The organism is Streptomyces sp. NPDC006294 (assembly GCF_042870895.1).
In the GTDB taxonomy this organism is placed as follows: Bacteria; Actinomycetota; Actinomycetes; order Streptomycetales; family Streptomycetaceae; genus Streptomyces.
Map to the genome: position 1 here is coordinate 174,142 of NZ_JBIAHV010000001.1, position 18,209 is coordinate 192,350.

Below are 18,209 nucleotides of genomic sequence, written 5' to 3' on the forward strand. Positions count from 1 at the left end.
GCAACGGTGTTGCCAAAGTGCAAGCGGTGGTGAGAATGGGAGGGTGAACAGGAGCATGGCGGGAATGGGAGCCAATCTGCCCGCGCTGCGCAGCCACAATGCGGCGCTCGTCCTCGACCTGCTGCGGACCGCCGGTGAGGGCGGCATAAGCAGGCTCGAGCTGGCGGACGCGGCCGGGCTCACGCCGCAGGCCGTCAGCAAGATTGTCGCCCGGGTGCGGGAGGAAGGGCTCGTCGAGGAGGCGGGCCACCGGGCGTCGACCGGCGGCAAACCGCGCACCGTGCTGCGGCTGGTGCCCTCGGCCGGCCATGCCATCGGCCTCCATCTGGACCGCGACGAGCTGACGGTCGTCCTCCTCGACCTCGCCGGCACCCGTGTCGACACCCGCACCGTCCCCCTCGACCTGGGCGCCGGCGCGGAGACGGTCGTCGCGACGGCCGCGAGGGAGGTCGAGACCCTGCTGACCGGACCGGCCCCGGAGGCCCTCGGCGGCGGGCTGCGGGTGCTCGGCCTCGGGATCGCCATGCCCGGACCGCTCGACCACTTCAGCGGGGTGACGCGGAAGGTCACCGGCTTCCCCCAGTGGGAGGGCTTCCCGCTGCGCGACGTGCTCTCCGCACGCCTCGGGCTGCCCGCCGTCCTCGACAAGGACACCAACGCCGCCGCCCTCGGCCTCGCCCTGCACGGACCCATGGCGTCCTTCGCGTATCTCCACCTCGGTACGGGGCTCGGCGCCGGCCTCGTCCTGGGCGGCGCGCTCTACCGGGGCGAGCGCACCGGCGCCGGGGAGTTCGGGCACCAGGTCATCCAGCTCGACGGCCCCGAGTGCGGCTGCGGCAAGCGCGGCTGCATCGAGGCGCTCTGCCTGCGGGCCGTCGCCCGGGGCGACCTGGCGGAGGCCGCCCGGGTCCTCGGGGTCGGCGCCACCAACCTCGTCGAACTGCTCGACATCGACCGGGTGCTCCTCGGCGGCCGCGTCGTCGCCGCCGCGGAGGACGAGTTCGTACGGGGAGTGGGCGCGGTGCTCGCCGAACGCAACGAGATCCCGGTGGCCGCCGCACGGGGCGGCGAGCACACCGTCGCCGACGGCGCCGCGCAGCTCGTGCTCGCCCCGGTCTTCGGCCGCTCCGAAGCCGACTCGGCCCCGCTCGCCGCGCTGGCCGTGGACGATCTCGTCGAGGACGACGCCGGTCTCGGCGCGTCCCACACCGGTCTCGCCGCCGGTCGCGAGGACCCGGAAATACGCTGACACGAGGGACGTTGCGCCGCCGACCGGCGGTACCGGGCCGGGCGCGGGCAGGGCCGCCGGGCACAGATGGGAGGGCCCCGGGCGTGTTCCGGGGCGACCCGGCAGTACGCGAGCGATCAAAGGCCTCTCATGCGAACGCGCAATGCCCTCGCCCTCACAGCCGCCGCGGCGCTCGTCTCGCCCGCGGCCATCAGCGATACGGCCGCCGCGGTGGCCTCCCGTGCCGCACCCCATGCGGTCCTCTCCGCGCGGACCGTCGCACTCGCGGTTCCCGCAGCCCCCGCGGCGCCCGCGCCCACCTGCGGCAAGGCGACCGACCCCGACTTCCCGATCAAGACCCGTATCCGCGGCGGCCCCGCCACGGTCCGCGCCGGCTCCGGCTTCCACACCTGGTCGGTGGAGCTGACCAACAGAACCCGGGAGGGCTGCGACCGGATCCACCCGGTGCTCGTCCTCACCGCGGAGGACCGGACGCTCACCGCGGACCGCGTCACGGTCGCGTTCCACGACGAGGAGGCGGACCGCTGGCGGCCGGTCACCCTGGAACGGACCACGGAGGACGAGTTCGTCGGCGTCTTCGACGACGGCTTCCAGGGCTTCGTCGTACCGGCCGGCGGCACGGTCACCGTACGGACCAGGCTCTCGGTCGCGGCCGGCACGGCCGCGAACCGGGTCACCGTCAACGCCGCGATCGTGCAGCGCAAGGGGGACGACGGCGACTGGGTCGGCGAGTCGGGCGACTACCGCTTCGCCGTGCTGGAGAGCGAGGGGGACGAGGAGCGGGAGGGCGAGGACGACGGCGCACGGTCCGCGTCGCCCACCCCCGCACGCTCCGCCGGACAGCCGGCGACCGCGCCCCCGACCGCGCCCCCGACCGCGCCCGTCGAGAATCCGTCGCCCAGCACCCACGAGCAGCTCGCCACCACCGGCTCCGGCTCGTTCACCCGGGTCGGCGTCGGCGCCACCGTGATCCTGCTCAGCGCCGGACTCCTCGTACTCGTCGCCCGCCGGCTGCGCCCCGGAACCGGCCGTCGCTGAACGGTCGTCCGGGCGCGGCCGGGTCCTGCTCCCTCCTGGGCGCCCGCCTGCTTGCGGCTCAGGGCGCGACGGCCTCAGATGAGGTCGACCAGGTCCGCGATCGAGTCCACGACCTCGGTCGGCCGGTACGGGTAGCGCTCCAGGTCCTCGACCCGCGTCAGCCCGGTGAGCACCAGGAACGTCTGCATACCGGCCTCGAGGCCCGCGAGTACGTCGGTGTCCATGCGGTCACCGATCATGGCGGAGGTCTCGGAGTGCGCCCCGATGACGTTCAGCCCGGTCCGCATCATCAGCGGGTTGGGCTTGCCCACGAAGTACGGGTCCTTCCCCGTCGCCTTCGTGATCAGCGCGGCGACAGAGCCGGTCGCCGGGAGGGCGCCCTGGGGAGAGGGCCCCGTGTTGTCGGGATTGGTGGCGATGAACCGGGCCCCGTTGTCGATCAGACGGATCGCCTTCGTCAGCGCTTCGAACGAATAGGTCCGCGTTTCACCGAGGATGACGAAATCGGGCTCATGGTCGGTCATCACGTAGCCGACGTCGTGCAGCGCCGTGGTGAGCCCTGCCTCACCGATGACATAGGCCGTACCGCCCGGGTGCTGGCTGTCGAGGAACTTGGCTGTCGCAAGTGCCGAGGTCCAGATGTTCTCCGCGGGGACTTCCAGACCGATCCGGTGCAGCCGTGCCTGAAGATCGCGCGCCGTGTACATGGAGTTGTTCGTCAGAACCAGGAACGGCCGGCCGGACCCGCGCAGCTTCTTGATGAAGGCGTCGGCGCCGGGTACGGGCACGCCCTCGTGCATCAGTACGCCGTCCATGTCGGTGAGCCACGACTCGATGGGCTTGCGATCTGTCATGCGTGGGCTCCTGCCGTCAGCGGACATGGGACGGCCATGCTATGCAATCGCCGTCGGCACGGCTCAGACGGTTCGGCCCTCGGACGGCACACCGGAGCCGGCCCGGGCCTGCCACCCGCGGCCGTTACCCGATCGCGGATCTCGTCGAGCGCGTCCGCGCAGCTCAGCGGCGGCGCCGGGCGCCGGCGGCCGGCTCTGCGGATGCGGGAACGGGCCAAGCGCGTGACTCTTGCGGTATCAGGAGGTTCACGATGCGTACTGGTTCCATAGCTTTCCGTGTGGCAGGGGCGGCCGCCGTTCTCGTCATGGCGCCCGCGACCGCCGCATGGGCCGGCAGCTCCGTGAAGGCCACGATGAGCCCGGCCGCGATCGCGCCCGGCGGCGAGGTCGAGATCCGCGTCGTGGGCTGCCGGGACAGATCCGGCGGCGCCCGGTCGGAGGCCTTCGCCGCGGAGGCCGCGCTGTCGCCGAACGGCCGGGACGGCTGGCTCGTCGGCAAGGCCAGGATCAGGTCCGACGTGAAGCCGGGTACGTACGACGTCCGGGTGCGGTGCGATCTGGGCGAGCACCCCCGAGCGGGCAGCGTCGACGTCACCCGGCACCACTCGAAGCCCCACCCGCCGCCGGAGCCCGCGCCCTCGAAGACCTCCCGGCACGACGAGCCGGGCCTGTCGCACCCCTCCGCCCCGCGCCCGTCCGCGCCGCAGTCCCACGCGTCGCCCGTGGCCCCCGTGCAGGCGGGCGGCGGCGGCACCGCCGTGCTGGCGGCGCCGGTCTCCACCGTCGACGCCGACGAGACCGGGCCGAGCACCTCGCAGACCGTCACCGGCCTGGTCCTCGCCGGTGCGGCCGCGGTCGCCGTGGCCGTACGCAGTTCCCGCCGCCGGCGTCGTACGGACTCCGACTGACATGCCGTCCGCCGACGTCTCCACCGCCCCCGCCGCGAGCCCCGGCAACGGCCGGCTGATCACCGGAACCGTCTGGGCGGTGCTGGTCCTGATGCTGTGGCTCTGGGGGAGCGAGGCGCCCGGCGCCCACGGCGGCGGTTCGTCCGCGCCGACCACCGGCGACATCGCCGCGGTGGGCCGGCCGCCCGGCGTCCCGCTGCCGCCCGCTCACGCACCGCTCCACGGCGCCGCCGAGCCGCGCCGCGTGTCCGTTCCCTCCCTCGGCATCGCCGCGCCGGTCGTCCCGCGCGGCCTCGACGCGTCGGGAGCGGTGGACCCGCCCCCGCTGGAGACGCCGCGGACCGTCGGCTGGTACGGCGACGGCACCGTGCCCGGTGAGCCCGGCGCGGCGCTGCTCGTGGGGCACGTCGACACCGAGACGCAGCCGGCGGTGTTCTACGGACTGAGCGCCGCCCGGCCGGGCGAGAGCATCGAGGTGACCAGGGCGGACGGCTCGGTCGCCGAGTTCACCGTCGACGACGTCCAGGTCTTCCCCAGGGACCGGTTCGACGCCCAGGAGGTCTACGGCCCCCGCCGGACCGGCCGCGCCGAACTGCGCCTCATCACCTGCGGCGGCACCTTCGACCGGGCGAGCGGGAGCTACACGGCGAACGTCGTGGTCTACGCGTATCTGACGGACGTCTCGGCGGCCTGAGGGCGGCCAGAGGGCGGCCCGACCGCCGGCTTCCGGGGCGGCGTCACAGTACCCCTACGAACACCCGGCGACTCCGGGACGCCCGGCGAGGGTGTGCCAGGATGGTTCGACCGGTCTTGTCCGGGGGGAGTCCACAGGGCCGGGCCGAAAGCACAGTGCACCAAGGGGGAGTGGATGTACCGCAGTTTGGTCGGCCGCCGTGCCCGGACGGGGGCGGGACTGGCCGCCGCGGGAGTGGTCCTGCTGACGGCGGGGTGCTCCTCCGGCGGCGACGGCGGAGACAAGAACGCCGGGCCGGTCGTGGGCCAGCAGCCCAAGGCGCGGGCGCCCTACTGGGTCAACCCGGACAGCAAGGCGGCGGGGCAGGTCGCCGCATACCGTGAGAAGGGCGAGACGGAGAACGCCGAGCTGATCAAGAAGCTCGCGGAGCAGCCGGTCGGCGAATGGATCAGCCCCGACGACCCGGAGGCGGAGGCCGAGGGCGTTACCCGGGCCGCCGCCGAGGCGGACCGCGACGCCCTGCTCGTCCTCTACAACATCCCGCACCGCGACTGCGGCCAGTTCTCCAAGGGCGGCGCCGCCGACGGCGACGCCTACCGGGCCTGGGTCGACGGCGTCGCCAAGGGCATCGGTGACCGGCGCGCGACGGTGGTCCTGGAGCCGGACGCGGTGCTGCACCTGGTGGACAGCTGCACCCCGCAGGAGTTCCACGAGGAGCGGTACGACCTGCTCAAGGGAGCCGTCGAACGGCTGAAGCAGCAGCCGAACACCAAGGTCTACCTGGACGCGGGCAACGCGGGCTGGTCCAACCCCGACGCGCTGTACGAGCCGCTGAAGCGGGCCGGGGTGGAGCAGGCCGACGGGTTCGCGGTGAACGTCTCCAACTTCTATCCGACCGACGCCGGCAAGCAGTTCGGCAAGAAGCTGTCCGAGAAGTTCGGCGGCAAGCACTTCGTCATCGACACCAGCCGCAACGGCAACGGCCCCTACACCGAGGGCGATCCGGCGGAGAACTGGTGCAACCCGCCCGGCCGCGCGCTGGGCGAGCCCCCGACCACGAAGACCGGCGATCCGCTCGTCGACGCCTATCTGTGGGTCAAGCGGCCCGGTGAGTCCGACGGCGACTGCAAGGGCGGCCCCAAGGCGGGCGACTGGTGGCCCGAGTACGCGCTCGAGCTGGCCCGCAACACCGAGTAGCGCGGACGGACGACGAGGGCCCGGCAGCCGGGGACGCGGGGACGCGCTGCCGGGCCCTCGCCCTTTCCGGGGTCTACGGGACCTCGACCCACACCGCCTCCGAGGGGGTGCCCGCCTCGTCCGTCACGAAGAACATGTAGTAACCCGAGGGGACGAGCGCCCTGTTGCCGGGCACCGTGATCTCCACGCCGTCCGGCGTCTTCTTCATCTCCAGGGCGATCGTGCGCTGGTCGACGTCGGTGACATGGGTGACGGCGCTCGGCCGCATCAGCTTCGCCGACTTCAGGGGCTTGTCGCTCTTGACCTTGAAGGCGTCCTTCTCACCGCGCTCGACGGTCTTCGGGCCGCCGGTCACCCGCGGCCGGGCGTCACGGTAGAGGTAGGGCGGGGTGTAGATCTCGATGCGCTGCTCGAAGACGCCGGGCCTGGTGTTCTCCTTGTCGGAGAAGAGCGAGTCCGAGCCGAAGATCATGACCCGCCCGTCGGGCAGCAGCAGCGAGCCCGAGTGGTAGTTGCGCCCCACGTTCGGGTCGGCGACCCGCTTGTAGGTCTGGGTCTTCGGGTCGTACGTGCGGGCCTGGAGCACGTTGGAGCCGCTGCGGCCGCGGTAGTCCTCGGAGCCGCCGGTGACGAGCACGGTGTCGTCGGGCAGCAGCGAGGCGCTCGGGTAGCGGGTGCCCTTCTCCAGCGCGGGACCGTCCTTGAAGCGCGGGTCGTCTGCCTTGAGGTCGACCAGCCGGGACTTCTCGCTCGACTTCTCCGACTCGCCGACCCCGCCACCGCCGATGACCATGAACTTCTGGTCCTGGGCGGGCGGGAGCATGACGGTCGCCGAGGTCTCCATCCGGTCCGGGTCGGACAGGCCGGGGATCTTGGTGAACTTGTTGGTGTCCAGGTCCCAGACGCCCGGATCGCGGCCGACGTCGGCGGGCCCGTAGCCGGCGTTGGAGCCGGAGTAGAAGAGCTTGCCGTTGTCCATCAGGAAGATCGCCGGGTAGGTGGGGAACTTTCTGACGACGCCGGTGTACTCCCAGGTCTTGGTCCTCGGGTCGTAGATCTCGTCCTTGCCGGGGACGATCTGGCCGATCTCGTCGAGGCCGGAGAGCGAGAGGACCCTGCCGTCCTCGAGAGTGGTCAGCGTCGGGTACCAGCGGGCCTCGTTCATCGGGTCCACGGGGATGTACTTCTCCGCGACCGGGTCGAACTCGAAGGCCTCCTTGATGCCCTGGAAGTCCTTCTTGTCGAGCGCCAGTTTCTGCGCGATGCCGTAGATGTTGCGGGCATCGGAGCCCTTCAGGCCCGCCACCCGGTAGTTGTCCTCGGTGCCGGTCTCGTGCTGCTTGCCGGACTGCTCGGCCTCGACGTAGATCCGGCCGAGGCCGGCCTCGGTGCGCAGGAACGCCCCGGTCTTCGGGTCGAAGACCTTCTGCGCCTTCTCCACCAGGACGGGGTCCTTGGAGACGAACGTCTTGCCGTTCTTCTTGCCGGTGAACCTGGTGCCCGCGGGCAGGGTCTTCGGCTCCTCCGGATCCTCGTTGTGGACGATCATCAGGCCGCCGGCCTTGGTGACGTCGCCCTCGAGCTTCTCGTACCGCTTGGTGCCGCCCGCGACCAGCAGTTTGCCGTCGGGCAGCTGGGTGTGCCCGGCGCAGAACATGTCCTTGGGCGTGGGTATCTTCTTAAACGTGTCGGTCTTCGGGTCCCACAGCACCGACTCGAACTTCTTCGCGTCGAAGTTCTTCTGGTTGTTGCCGGACCCGGCGATCAGCAGCACCTTGCCGGTGTGCAGCAGCGCCGCGTGGATCGTGTTGATCCGGAATTCCGCGGGGACGTCGAGGAAGTCCCAGTGGCCGTTCTCCGCCTTGTACTCAGGCTTGTTGATCTTGTACTCGTGGTACTGCTCCGAGCCGAAGCGCCAGATGGCGGGGCCGTTGAAGCCGGCGATCACCACGATCACCGCGGCGCCGACGGCTATCCGGCGTGCGCGGTTCCTGCGGTGGTTCGGCCGCGCGGGCATCGTGCTCATTTGTTACGTCCCCCAAGGGCGATCTGCATGGTCTGTTCCGTGGCGCCGGTCGGTGCGCCTGCCGCGGGTCGCGGGTTCTGCCGGGGCACGGGCGGTACGCCCGGACCGGGTCCGGCCGGCGGCCCGCCTGCCGCGGGTCCGCGCCCGGCCTTCTTCTTCTGTGCGGCGATGCCGTACCGCCAGGCGAAGATGGGCGCGGCCGTGATCAGCAGCGCGAGCGAGGCCCAGGTGATCATCGCCGGGTGGTTGTGCCCGAACCAGAACGACGAGGCGAGCGAGCCGCCGAAGACGGCGATGAAGAACAGGTGGATGCGGAACGTCCCGAACAGGGTGTCCGGACTGGACGAGTCGCCCTTGGGCGTCACCACGAACGAGCTCTTGCGCCGCAGCACGGCGTCCATCAGCGAGCGGGCGTAGACGGGGGCGGAGAGTGCCGACATCACCATGCCCGCGAGGCCGCCGGAGCCCTCGGGCTCGTGCGGCGAGACGTTGTGCCGGCGGTTCCAGACGTAGAGCCCGATCTGGAGGGCGGAGGCGTTGCCGTAGAGCATCATCCAGATCGCCGGGTCGATCTGCACACCCGAGGCGCCCATGCCCAGGAACAGCGCGCAGCTCAGTGCGGCGAGGATCCAGTTGAGGGCGGACATCGGATAGAAGATGATCATCATCGTGTAGTTGAAGAGCTTGCCGGGCGGCAGGGTGCCGAAGCCCCTCCAGTACTGCTTGAGGATCGTCTCGTACGTGCCCCGCGACCAGCGCAGCTGCTGGGTGAAGAAGTCGGTCCAGGCGGTCGGGCCCTCGCCGACGGCCAGCACGTCGGGGGTGTAGACCGAGCGCCACTTGTTGCCGGTGGCGGGGTTGGTGGCCCGGTGCATCTCGAAGCCGGTGGCCATGTCCTCGGTGATCGAGTCGTACAGGCCGCCGATCTGCTTGATGGCCCTGATCCGTACGGCGTTGGAGGTGCCGACGAACATCGGGGCGCCGTAGCGGTTGCCCGCGCGCTGGATCAGGGCGTGGAAGAGGAACTGCTGGGACTCGGCGGCCTTGGTGACGAAGGTGTCGTAGTTGCCGTAGACCTGCGGGCCGATGACGAAGCCGACGTCGGGGTCGCGGAAGTAGCCGAGCATCCGCTCCAGGTAGTTGGGCAGCGGGACGTGGTCGGTGTCGACGGAGGCGAAGAAGTCGTAGTCGCCGCCGTGCGCGTCGAGCCAGGCGTTGTAGTTGCCGTGCTTGGTCTTCGCCCGGTGGGCGCCCTTCGGCTGGTTCCACTTCGCGATGCCCTTGCGGGAGAAGTGGTGGACGCCGAGGCGGGCGCAGACCTCCTTGACGGCGGGGTCGTCCCCCTCGTCGAGCAGCCAGACGTGCATCAGCCCGCGGTGACGGATCTTGACGGCCGCCTCGAGCGTCTTCGTCACCATCTCCAGGGGCTCCTTGCCCGGCACGAAGGAGGTGAGGAAGGCGACGCGGGTGCCGGTCTCCGGCACCACGGGCACCGGGTCGCGGGCGACCAGCGTCGCGTGCGCGTTGGACAGCACGTTCATCGTCCGGAAGAGCTCGATCAGGCCGATCGAGACGAGCATGACGATGTCGAGGGCGAGCAGCAGGTCGTTCTGCAGGTTCGGGTCGCGCTCGGTCCAGTGCTGCGGCTGCATCAGCCATGCGAACAGGCCCAGCGAGAGCAGCGGCGCGGCGCACAGCAGCAGGGCCGCGCGGATGCGGTGCGGCTCCTGCGAGAGCAGCGAGCGGTACCGGACTGTGTACGGCCGGTTCGGGTCGGGCTGGGTCAGGGGGCCCGCCAGCCGGCTGTAGTGCTCGTAGTCGTAGCGCGGGAGCGCCTTTTTGGGGCGCAGTCTCGCGGTGGCGGCGCGCAGATGCGCGGGCACCCGTAGCTGGGTGGTCCGCGACGAGTCTTCCGGCTGCCCGGCGCCGTCCGGCGTCGACGTCATTGATCATCCCCCCGCACGCGGGTCAAGGCGTGCTGTGGTCGGTCGTGTCACCCGGGCCGGCAGGATCCCCTGTACCTGCTGTCCCGGGCGTGTCAGTGGCGGCTCGCCACCGTCCCTACAGACATGAAACGGTCACCTTTCGGTTGCACGATGCCCGCTCTGTGTCCGGTTCGTGTCCGGGCCCCCGCCCCCTGGCTTTCCCCGTCGGCAGGTTCCCCCGAACTGCTGCCAACTGCACAAAACAGGCGTCCCCTTGGGCCACCGGCTTCAGCATAGGTTCTCGGAGCCCAGTCATGATCGCAAGGTTGACATGACCTGTTAACCGGTCGTACGAGCCAATTATGACCTGCTTGTTTCGTCAGTTCCTGGTCGGTAACCACTGGCCGAAAATGATCGTACGAACGACCGTGTGTGTAGAGGCGGCTGCGGCGGGAACGACCGAGGCCCCCTCGCCTGTGGCGAGGGGGCCTGGATTGCGCGTGCGCCGCCAGGGACTCGAACCCCGGACCCGCTGATTAAGAGTCAGCTGCTCTAACCAACTGAGCTAGCGGCGCCTGCTGACCCGGAGAACTTTACCCGACGGCCGGGAGTGCTCTGTGCGCGGTGCCGTCACGCCGCCGCCGCGGTGCGCCTTTCCCGGTGACGCGCCACGGTCGGGCAGATCATCGTTTTTACCCTTTGATCCGTCAAAATGCGTTATGTCCATACCGCTGGGACGCTGACGCCCGTGAAACGTCGTCAGAAGATCTTGCTGAGTGCGGAGGAGTCCCGCATGGCTGCCGTACCGGTCTTCGAGGAGTTCGAACCCGCCCCCGACTGCTGCTGCGCGGGCTGCGCACACCGGCGCCGCGCGCTGGCCGCAGGCGAGTACCCCGCCGCCCAGGGCCGCCGCAGAGCGCTGGCCGTGGTCACCGCCGCGGGCGTGGTGCTGGGCGCCACGGCGACGGGCGCCGCGGCCGCCGGCGCCGACCCGCCCTCCACCCGGCTCGACGGCCCGGCCGTGGAGCCGGGACCGCCGCCCACCGAGCAGGGCCGCACCGCGCCGCTGCACGGACCCGGCGGCAGGCCCGCCGTCGCACAGACATCGCTGCGCGCCGCCACCCGGGCCGAGATCATCAACCGGGCCAAGGCGTGGGTGAACGCCAAGGTGCCGTACAGCATGACGAAGTACTGGTCCGACGGCTACCGCCAGGACTGCTCCGGCTATGTGTCGATGGCCTGGAACCTGCCGAAGAACGAGTGGACCGGAAGCCTCGCCGCGTTCGGCGACCGGATCGCCCGCGAGGACCTGCAGGCCGGCGACATCCTGCTCTTCCACAACCCGGCCGATCCGGGAGGCGGATCGCACGTCACCATCTTCGGCGGCTGGACCGACTACACGCACACCTACTACACGGCCTACGAGCAGACCAAGCCGCACACCCGCAGACAGGCCACGCCCTTGGCCTACTGGAACCACTCCGCCTCCTATGTCGCCTACCGCTACAAGGGCCTCGCCGGCAGCACCGGCGGGGGCGCCGGCGGCGGTGAGCGGGAGGCGGCGCCCTTCCCCGGCGCGGCCGCCTTCGGCCCGGGCGCGGACGACGCGTCCGTCACCCGCCTCGGGGAGATGCTCGTGGCGCGCGGTGGCAAGCGCTTCTACCGGCAGGGCCCCGGCCCGCGCTGGACCGAGGCCGACCGCCGCGCCACCGAGGCTTTCCAGCGCGCCCAGGGCTGGCGCGGCAAAGAGGCGGACGGCCTGCCCGGCCCCCATACCTGGCGGCTGCTGGTCAACAAGCAGGGCAAGGACATCCCGGCCGCACAGCCCTCGGACACCAAGGCCAAGACCCGGGTTCCCGCCTTCCCCGGCCGCGACCACTTCCGGCCCGGCCGGTCGAACACGTACGTCACCCAGCTCGGCAAGCGGCTGGTGGCGCGCGGTTACGGCAAGCACTACCGGGTGGGGCCGGGCCCGCGCTGGCGCGAGGCGGACCGGCTGGGTGTCCAGGCGTTCCAGCGGGCCCAGGGCTGGCGGGGCGCGGCGGCCGACGGCTATCCGGGTCCGGAGACCTGGAGGCGCCTCTTCTCCTAGGCCGGCTCCGGGCCGGGCCCGGCGGATTCCGGGCCCGGTCCGGTGGTTCGAAAACGCACGACGACAGAACAGAGCGACCAGCTAAGGCGGCAGGCATGAACACCACGACGTCGGAGCCGGAGGGCACGGTGCCGTCCGAGAGCCCGCGGCGCAACTTCGTCATCGCCAGCGAGACGACGACCGAGATTCCGGTCCATCTGCTGTTCCGGGACGACACGGGCGCCCGCGCACTGCGGCCCGCCGTCGTGGCCCGGCGGCAGGGCACGGGGGAGCAGCCGAAGGTCGTCCAGCACGAACCGTCCGCCACCACCGGGAAACCGCACCCCGGCGAAGGAGACCGACAGAATTCCGACCGGTCCGGCGACCGGCTGCCGGCCGCCCGTACCCGCCCCGCGCCGCCCGACCCCGAGCTGACCGAGCGCCCCGGGCCCGTGCTGCCCGGCTGGACCGCGCTCGTCGCCGGCGGCTGCTCGCTCGCCGGGATCGGCGCGGTGCTCTGGGGGACCGGCGCGGTGCCGGGCACGCTCGCGGGGATGTTCGGACTGACCCCGCCGCCGTACCGGGGCATCGGGATCTGGCTGTGGTGCCTGCTCACCCTCGGGGTGATCCTCGCCCTGTTCTCGCTCGGCGGGCTCGGCCGCGGCCTGGCCGGCCGGGCGTGGGTGCTCACGCTCTGCGGCGACTACCGGGGCAGCGTGCGGCGCACGGGCCTGGTGTGGGTGAGCCCACTGGTGCTGCGCCGGCGGATCGACGTACGGGTGCGGCACTGGCGCAGCCGGCCGATGCCGGTGGTCGACGCCGAGGGCACGCCGCTGCGCGCGGTGGTGCTGGTGGTGTGGCGGGTCAAGGACACGGTGCGCGCGGCGCTCGGCGTCGCGGACCACGAGGCGTACCTGCGCGAGCAGGTGGAGGCGGCCACCGCGCGGGTCCTCTCGCAGCTTCCCGCCGACGCGTTCCTCCCGGGGGCCGCGACCCTGCGCGACGCGGAGGCGGTCGGGGACCGGCTGACGCGGACGCTGGCGGCGGAGTGCGCCGTCGTCGGGATCGAGGTCTTCTCCGCACAGCCCGTGGTCATCGACTACGCGCCCGAGGTGGCGGCCGCCATGCAGCGGCGCCGGGTCGCGGCGATCGACGCCAAGCACCGGGAGACCGTGCTGACATCGGTGGTGGACGCGGTCGACGAGACGGTGGGCAGGCTGACCGAGCGCGGCCTGGTCGAGCTGGAGGACTACGAGCGCAAGGCATTGGTCAAGGACCTGACCGTTGCCTTCTACACGGGTCGGGCGGGGGCCGTCGAGGCTCCGTGATTGGTCTGGACAACGTCAACCGGCGTCAATACATTGGAACTTGGTCTAGACCGGAACAGGCAGTACCGCACGCGTGCAGCAAGTGCCTCTGAACTCCCCCACGTTCTCCCAGGAGCCCAGCATGCGAAAGAAGATAGGCGCGGTCGTGGTCGGCCTCGCCGTGACAGGGGCGACTCTGGTCGCCACCGGCAGCGCGAGCAGCCACGGCTACACGGACTCGCCGATCAGCCGCCAGAAGCTCTGCGCCAACAAGACGGTGAGCAACTGCGGCCAGATCCAGTGGGAGCCCCAGAGCGTCGAGGGCCCGAAGGGCTTCCCGGCGGCCGGTCCCGCCGACGGCCAGATCTGCGCCGGCGGCAACGGCCAGTTCGCGCAGCTCGACAACCCGCGCGGTGGAGCGTGGCCGGCGACCAGGGTCAGTTCGGGCCAGAACTACACCTTCCGGTGGCAGTTCACGGCCCGGCACCGCACCACCGACTTCAAGTACTTCATCACCAAGCAGGGCTGGAACCCCACCAACCCGCTGACCAGGGCGGACCTGGAGTCGCAGCCCTTCCTCACCATCCCGTACGGCGGTCAGCAGCCGCCGGCCACGCTGTCCCACTCCGGCAGCCTTCCCCAGCGGTCGGGCCGCCATCTGATCCTGGCGGTGTGGACGGTGCACGACACGGCGAACGCGTTCTACGCCTGCTCCGACGTTCAGTTCTGACAGCTGCCTGTCATGGACGCGGCGACCCTCTTCCGCCTGGGGGTCGTCGCGTCCGGCCATGCGAAAAACCTTGCGGGCTCTCCGGAAGACCGGAGAGCCCGCAAGGTGAGGTGGTGCGCCGCCAGGGACTCGAACCCCGGACCCGCTGATTAAGAGTCAGCTGCTCTAACCAACTGAGCTAGCGGCGCCTCTTTCGTCTGCCGCTCGGCGGCCGACGCGTCAATAGTACCTGGTCCACGGGGGTGCTTCGGACCAGGTGCGGGCGGGGGCCGTCAGGTCCTAGATCGCGAGCGACAGCACCACCGGGGCGGCGCGGCGGTTCAGGGTGTCGGCGGCCGAGCGCAGCCGGTGTGCGTGCTCGATCGGGAGCGACAGTGCCAGGCAGCCCACCGAGGAGCCGGCTGTCAGCGGCACGGCCGCGCAGACCGTGCCCACCGCGTACTCCTGGAGATCGAGGACGGGGACCGTCGGCGGCTGGCTGTCCAGCTTGGAGAAGAGCAGCCGCTCACTGGTGATGGTGCGGGACGTCAGCCGGGCGATCCGGTGGCGGGAGAGGTGGTCGCGGCGCCCGTTCACGTCGAGCTGGGTCAGCAGGCACTTGCCGACCGCGCTCGCATGGGCCGCGGAGCGGAAGTCCACCCACTCGTTGACCTTCGGGGTGCGCGGGCCGTCGGCGAACTGGGTGATCTTGACCTCGCCGTCGATGTAACGGCTGATGTAGACGGCGGCGCCGACCGAGTCGCGCAGCTCGGTGAGGATCTCCTGGAGCTTGGCGGACAGCGCCTCCTTGCGGGTGGCGCCCGAGCCGAGCAGGACCAGTGAGTCACCCGTCACATAGGCGCCGTCGGCGACCTGCTCCACATATCCCTCGCGGCGGAGCATGGCCAGCATGGGGGCGAGATGGCCGGTCGGCAGACCGGTCTCCCGTGCGATCTGGGCGTCGGTGACCCCACCACCGTGCTTGGAGATCGTCTCGAGGACACGCAGGACGTAGTGCACCGAGTGGAACGGCGCGGTCGGCTCGGGCTTCAGCGCCACGGTTTCCCCCCTAGCAGGTTGTTACCGCCAGCTTCTTTACCACGATAGCGGCCAAGCGCCCTTTCAGGGGCGGCTGTTGGTGTAAATGATGAGCGCCCCAGCCGTATAAGCTGGGGCGCTTCTCATTGGCATATGCCAGGGGAATTCTTGACCGACGGAGTGAGAGGTCAGAGCACCGCGCCGAGGAACTCGCGAGTACGTTCGTGCTCCGGATCCGAGAAGATTTTCTCCGGCGGGCCGGACTCGATGACCTTCCCCGCGTCGAACATGAGCACGTCGTCCGAGATGTCCCGGGCGAAATTCATCTCATGGGTCACGCAGAGCATGGTGATGTCCGTGGTGCGCGCGATGTCACGCAGCAGGTCCAGCACCCCGGCGACCAGCTCGGGGTCGAGCGCCGAGGTCACCTCGTCCAGCAGCAGCACCTGCGGCCGCATGGCCAGCGCCCGGGCGATCGCCACCCGCTGCTGCTGACCACCGGAGAGCTGCGTCGGCTTGGCGCCCGCGCGATCGGCCAGCCCGACCATCTCCAGGAGATCCTTGGCGCGCGCCTCCGCCTCGTCCTTGGACATTCCGAGGACCCGCACCGGCGCCTCTGTGAGATTGCGCAGCACGGTCATGTTCGGGAACAGATTGAACTGCTGGAAGACCATGCCGATCTGCTTGCGCGCCTCACGGCGCTCCTTCTCGTCGGCCGGGAAGAGCTTCTTCCCGTTCACCGTGATCGTGCCCTCTTCAGGGCGTTCCAGGGTCATCAGCAACCGCAGGATCGTCGTCTTTCCGGAGCCGGACGGGCCGATCAGCGTGACGTGCTTGCCCGGGCGGACCGAGAAGCACAAATCGTCCAGGACCGTGTGGTCACCGAATCTCTTGGTGACGTTGTCGAACCGGATCAGTGCGTCGGAAGTGGTGTCAGCGGACAAGACGGCGCTCCAGGGCTCGTACGAGAAGGGAAGCCGGGTAGGCGATGAGGATGAAGGCGATACCGACCACGGTCAGCGGCTCGGTGTACTGGAAGGTCTGCGCGCCGAACTGGCGTGCTTCGTTGAGCATCTCCAGCACGCCGATGGCGAGCAGGATCGGCGTGTCCTTCAGCATCGCGATGACGTAGTTGCCGAGAGCCGGCATCACCCGGCGGAAGGCCTGCGGCAGGATCACCGCGATCCAGGTGCGGTGGGTGGGCAGGCTCAGCGCCGTCGCCGCCTCCCACTGGCCCTTCGGCACGGCTTCGATGCCGGCCCGGTAGACCTGAGCGGTGTACGTCGAGTAGTGGAGCCCGATGGCGAGTGTGCCCGTGGTCAGCGCGGAGAACTGGATGCCCGCCTCGGGCAGCACGAAGAAGAAGAAGAACAGCTGCACCAGCAGCGGGGTGGTGCGGATGAACTCGGTGAAGAGGTTCACCGGCCACCGCACGAAGCGGGTCGGCGCCCGGAAGAGGAGCGCCCACACCAGGCCCAGCGTGAAGGAGAGCAGCGAGCCGAGCACCAGCACCTGGAGCGTGACCAGGAGGCCGGCCCAGAAGTCCGGCATGAAGTCCGCCACTGCGGACCAGTCCCAGGTCTGCATCAGGACGCACCTCCCGGAATGGTAGTGCCGGCGACCTTGTCCTGGGCGCGTCCGTTCAGGATCCCGCCGAAGAAGCCGGGCCCCGGTTCAGAGCCGATGTTCAGTTTCGTCTTGCGCTCCAGCGCCTTCATCGAGCGCGTCAGGACCAGGGCGATGACGAAGTAGATCACCAGGCTGATCGAGTAGATCTGGGCGCTCTCCTGCGTCGCCAGCCGCACGAGGTTCGCGGCGAAGGAGACGTCACCCACACCGAGCAGCGACACCAGGGCGGTGCCCTTGAGCAGCTCGATCAGCAGGTTGCAGAAGGACGGCATCATCTCCGGCACGGCCTGCGGCAGCAGGATCAGCCGCATCCGCTGCCAAGGGGAGAAGCTGAGCGCGATGCCCGCCTCGCGCTGGGCGGGGGCCACCGAGTTCAGCGCGCCGCGCACGATCTCGGCGCCGTACGCGCCGTAGGAGAGGCCGAGTGCGAGAACGGCCGCGTACATGGGAACCAGCTGCCAGCTCAGAAGCAGCGGCAGTACGAAGAACAGCCAGAACATCAGCACCAGAGCGGAGGTGCCGCGGAAGATCTCGGTGTAGAAGCCGGCCAGGAAACGGACGACCCGCGAGTGGTGGGTGCGTGCGATGCCGACCGTGAAGGCCACGACGGCCGCGAGGGCGGCGCTGTAGACCAGCAGTTGAATGGTGATCCAGATACCGGGCAGTACCCAGTTCTGCCAGAGTCCGGCTGTCATCGGCACAGCTCCTCGGCAGTGAGGGTGGTCATCTCGTCCTTCGTGAAGCCGAACGGCTTCAGGATGCGGAACAGCTCACCGCTCTTCTTCATCTTGTGGATCTCGACGTTGAACGCGTCGCGCAGTTCCGTGTCGGTGGGGCGGAAGGCGAAGCCGCCGCCGTCGACCTGCTTCTCGCCGTCGACGACCGCGGCGAACGGCTCGGTCGACTCGGCCCTCGTGCTCTTCCTCACCACCTCGCGGGTGGTCAGCGCGGTGCCGGCGAAGACGTCGACGCGCCCGGACTCGACGGCGTTCAGCCCGGCCACCTGGTCCCGCAGGATCACGATCTTCTCCTCGGGAACCCCGGCGGCAATCGCGTAGCCGATCTCGGCGTAGCCCGTTCCGGTGGAGAATTTCGCGTTCTTCTCGACGACGTCCTCGTAGCTGCGCAGGTTCAGCGGGTTCCCCTTGCGCACGATGAAGGCGTCGAGCATCTGGTACTCGGGGTCCGAGAAGATGACCTGTTGGCACCGTTCCTTGTTGATGTACATCCCGGCCGAGACCACGTCGAACTGCTGCGAGTTCAGTCCCGGAATGAGGGAGGCGAAGTCGGTCGCGACGGGCTGGACGCTGTCGATCCCGAGCCGCTTGAAGATGACCTTGGCCAGTTCAGGGGCCTCACCCGTGAACTCGCCCTGGTCATCCACATAGCCGTACGGCACCTCGCCCGCGATGCCCAGGCGCACGGTGCCCTGGGACTTGAGCCGGGCCAGCGCGTCGCCCGACGGCACACGACTGCACCCCGCGGCACCGGCGACGGTCAGCGCGCCTGCGGCCGCCGTGCCGAGCAGCAGGGCGCGTCTGCTCATCGATCCTGGTTCTCTTGT

Annotated in this window: 16 protein-coding genes and 2 tRNA genes; 8 read left to right on the forward strand and 10 right to left on the reverse strand. The window is 70.3% G+C overall.

Going from position 1 to position 18,209, the window contains the following annotated elements; genetic code table 11:
* The first annotated feature begins 64 nt into the window (after window positions 1-64).
* Together ACFYOP_RS00785 and ACFYOP_RS00790 are read left to right on the forward strand one after the other, a co-directional pair.
* Entirely contained in the window at window positions 65-1,249 is a 1,185-nt protein-coding gene (locus tag ACFYOP_RS00785) for an ROK family transcriptional regulator (RefSeq protein ID WP_356889480.1), read from the forward strand.
* Window positions 1,250-1,378: 129 nt separating this feature from the next.
* On the forward strand, window positions 1,379-2,287 hold the full coding sequence (locus ACFYOP_RS00790; RefSeq protein ID WP_356889482.1) for a hypothetical protein: 909 nt from the start codon (window positions 1,379-1,381) through the stop codon (window positions 2,285-2,287).
* A gap of 74 nt (window positions 2,288-2,361) precedes the next feature.
* Here ACFYOP_RS00790 and ACFYOP_RS00795 read toward each other — a convergent pair whose 3' ends face one another.
* Window positions 2,362-3,141, reverse strand: coding sequence for an HAD-IIA family hydrolase (locus ACFYOP_RS00795; protein ID WP_356889484.1), 780 nt, complete (start codon window positions 3,139-3,141; stop codon window positions 2,362-2,364).
* Window positions 3,142-3,392: 251 nt separating this feature from the next.
* On the opposite strand from ACFYOP_RS00795, the gene ACFYOP_RS00800 reads away from it, so the two are divergent.
* The 3 genes from ACFYOP_RS00800 to ACFYOP_RS00810 all read left to right on the forward strand — a co-directional run bounded on the left by ACFYOP_RS00800 (window position 3,393) and on the right by ACFYOP_RS00810 (window position 5,940).
* The gene (locus tag ACFYOP_RS00800; RefSeq protein WP_356889486.1) at window positions 3,393-4,049 is read left to right on the forward strand and encodes a hypothetical protein; all 657 of its coding nucleotides are present in this window, start codon (window positions 3,393-3,395) and stop codon (window positions 4,047-4,049) included.
* A 1-nt stretch (window position 4,050) separates the two neighbouring features.
* Window positions 4,051-4,743 carry a class F sortase gene (locus ACFYOP_RS00805; RefSeq protein WP_356889488.1) on the forward strand — a complete coding sequence of 231 codons (693 nt, stop codon included), beginning with the start codon at window positions 4,051-4,053 and terminating at the stop codon, window positions 4,741-4,743.
* A 174-nt stretch (window positions 4,744-4,917) separates the two neighbouring features.
* Window positions 4,918-5,940 (forward strand): glycoside hydrolase family 6 protein, encoded by a 1,023-nt coding sequence (locus tag ACFYOP_RS00810; protein WP_356889490.1) that lies wholly within the window; start codon window positions 4,918-4,920, stop codon window positions 5,938-5,940.
* A gap of 73 nt (window positions 5,941-6,013) precedes the next feature.
* Here the strand turns inward: ACFYOP_RS00810 and ACFYOP_RS00815 are convergent, their stop codons facing one another.
* From ACFYOP_RS00815 to ACFYOP_RS00825, 3 genes are all read right to left on the reverse strand, one after another.
* Entirely contained in the window at window positions 6,014-7,966 is a 1,953-nt protein-coding gene (locus ACFYOP_RS00815; RefSeq protein ID WP_388450503.1) for a galactose oxidase-like domain-containing protein, read from the reverse strand.
* Window positions 7,963-9,912 (reverse strand): cellulose synthase catalytic subunit, encoded by a 1,950-nt coding sequence (locus ACFYOP_RS00820; RefSeq protein ID WP_356889492.1) that lies wholly within the window; start codon window positions 9,910-9,912, stop codon window positions 7,963-7,965. Before ACFYOP_RS00820 ends, ACFYOP_RS00815 begins: the two co-directional genes overlap by 4 nt.
* A 480-nt stretch (window positions 9,913-10,392) precedes the next feature.
* Window positions 10,393-10,466, reverse strand: a tRNA-Lys gene (locus ACFYOP_RS00825).
* A 218-nt stretch (window positions 10,467-10,684) separates the two neighbouring features.
* On the opposite strand from ACFYOP_RS00825, the gene ACFYOP_RS00830 reads away from it, so the two are divergent.
* The 3 genes from ACFYOP_RS00830 to ACFYOP_RS00840 all read left to right on the forward strand — a co-directional run bounded on the left by ACFYOP_RS00830 (window position 10,685) and on the right by ACFYOP_RS00840 (window position 13,999).
* Window positions 10,685-11,983: a peptidoglycan-binding protein gene (locus tag ACFYOP_RS00830; RefSeq protein WP_356889494.1), complete on the forward strand. Its 1,299-nt coding sequence runs from the start codon at window positions 10,685-10,687 to the stop codon at window positions 11,981-11,983.
* 95 nt (window positions 11,984-12,078) lie between these two features.
* A complete protein-coding gene (locus tag ACFYOP_RS00835) occupies window positions 12,079-13,290 on the forward strand; it encodes an SPFH domain-containing protein (protein ID WP_356889496.1) in 1,212 nt (403 codons plus the stop codon).
* 121 nt (window positions 13,291-13,411) lie between these two features.
* Window positions 13,412-13,999 carry a lytic polysaccharide monooxygenase gene (locus ACFYOP_RS00840; protein ID WP_356889498.1) on the forward strand — a complete coding sequence of 196 codons (588 nt, stop codon included), beginning with the start codon at window positions 13,412-13,414 and terminating at the stop codon, window positions 13,997-13,999.
* Window positions 14,000-14,110: 111 nt separating this feature from the next.
* On the opposite strand, the gene ACFYOP_RS00845 is transcribed toward ACFYOP_RS00840, so the two are convergent.
* The 6 genes from ACFYOP_RS00845 to ehuB form a co-directional block, all read right to left on the reverse strand.
* Window positions 14,111-14,187: transfer RNA gene (locus ACFYOP_RS00845), tRNA-Lys, on the reverse strand.
* Between the two features lie 91 nt (window positions 14,188-14,278).
* Window positions 14,279-15,037: an IclR family transcriptional regulator C-terminal domain-containing protein gene (locus ACFYOP_RS00850; RefSeq protein WP_356889500.1), complete on the reverse strand. Its 759-nt coding sequence runs from the start codon at window positions 15,035-15,037 to the stop codon at window positions 14,279-14,281.
* A 167-nt stretch (window positions 15,038-15,204) separates the two neighbouring features.
* Window positions 15,205-15,960: an ectoine/hydroxyectoine ABC transporter ATP-binding protein EhuA gene (gene ehuA / locus ACFYOP_RS00855; protein ID WP_356889502.1), complete on the reverse strand. Its 756-nt coding sequence runs from the start codon at window positions 15,958-15,960 to the stop codon at window positions 15,205-15,207.
* Entirely contained in the window at window positions 15,950-16,603 is a 654-nt protein-coding gene (ehuD, locus tag ACFYOP_RS00860; RefSeq protein WP_356889504.1) for an ectoine/hydroxyectoine ABC transporter permease subunit EhuD, read from the reverse strand. The genes ehuA and ehuD overlap by 11 nt, the downstream gene beginning before the upstream one ends.
* Window positions 16,603-17,340: an ectoine/hydroxyectoine ABC transporter permease subunit EhuC gene (ehuC, locus tag ACFYOP_RS00865; protein WP_356889506.1), complete on the reverse strand. Its 738-nt coding sequence runs from the start codon at window positions 17,338-17,340 to the stop codon at window positions 16,603-16,605. Before ehuC ends, ehuD begins: the two co-directional genes overlap by 1 nt.
* Entirely contained in the window at window positions 17,337-18,191 is an 855-nt protein-coding gene (gene ehuB / locus ACFYOP_RS00870) for an ectoine/hydroxyectoine ABC transporter substrate-binding protein EhuB (protein WP_356889508.1), read from the reverse strand. Before ehuB ends, ehuC begins: the two co-directional genes overlap by 4 nt.
* Window positions 18,192-18,209 lie beyond the last annotated feature (18 nt).

Coding starts and splice junctions, on each gene's coding strand:
- ACFYOP_RS00785 (WP_356889480.1), top strand. CDS start 65: ATGGGAGCCAATCTGCCCGCGCTGCGCAGCCACAATGCGGCGCTCGTC.
- ACFYOP_RS00790 (WP_356889482.1), top strand. CDS start 1,379: ATGCGAACGCGCAATGCCCTCGCCCTCACAGCCGCCGCGGCGCTCGTC.
- ACFYOP_RS00795 (WP_356889484.1), bottom strand. CDS start 3,141: ATGACAGATCGCAAGCCCATCGAGTCGTGGCTCACCGACATGGACGGC.
- ACFYOP_RS00800 (WP_356889486.1), top strand. CDS start 3,393: ATGCGTACTGGTTCCATAGCTTTCCGTGTGGCAGGGGCGGCCGCCGTT.
- ACFYOP_RS00805 (WP_356889488.1), top strand. CDS start 4,051: ATGCCGTCCGCCGACGTCTCCACCGCCCCCGCCGCGAGCCCCGGCAAC.
- ACFYOP_RS00810 (WP_356889490.1), top strand. CDS start 4,918: ATGTACCGCAGTTTGGTCGGCCGCCGTGCCCGGACGGGGGCGGGACTG.
- ACFYOP_RS00815 (WP_388450503.1), bottom strand. CDS start 7,966: ATGAGCACGATGCCCGCGCGGCCGAACCACCGCAGGAACCGCGCACGC.
- ACFYOP_RS00820 (WP_356889492.1), bottom strand. CDS start 9,912: ATGACGTCGACGCCGGACGGCGCCGGGCAGCCGGAAGACTCGTCGCGG.
- ACFYOP_RS00830 (WP_356889494.1), top strand. CDS start 10,685: ATGGCTGCCGTACCGGTCTTCGAGGAGTTCGAACCCGCCCCCGACTGC.
- ACFYOP_RS00835 (WP_356889496.1), top strand. CDS start 12,079: ATGAACACCACGACGTCGGAGCCGGAGGGCACGGTGCCGTCCGAGAGC.
- ACFYOP_RS00840 (WP_356889498.1), top strand. CDS start 13,412: ATGCGAAAGAAGATAGGCGCGGTCGTGGTCGGCCTCGCCGTGACAGGG.
- ehuD (WP_356889504.1), bottom strand. CDS start 16,603: ATGCAGACCTGGGACTGGTCCGCAGTGGCGGACTTCATGCCGGACTTC.
- ehuC (WP_356889506.1), bottom strand. CDS start 17,340: ATGACAGCCGGACTCTGGCAGAACTGGGTACTGCCCGGTATCTGGATC.
- ehuB (WP_356889508.1), bottom strand. CDS start 18,191: ATGAGCAGACGCGCCCTGCTGCTCGGCACGGCGGCCGCAGGCGCGCTG.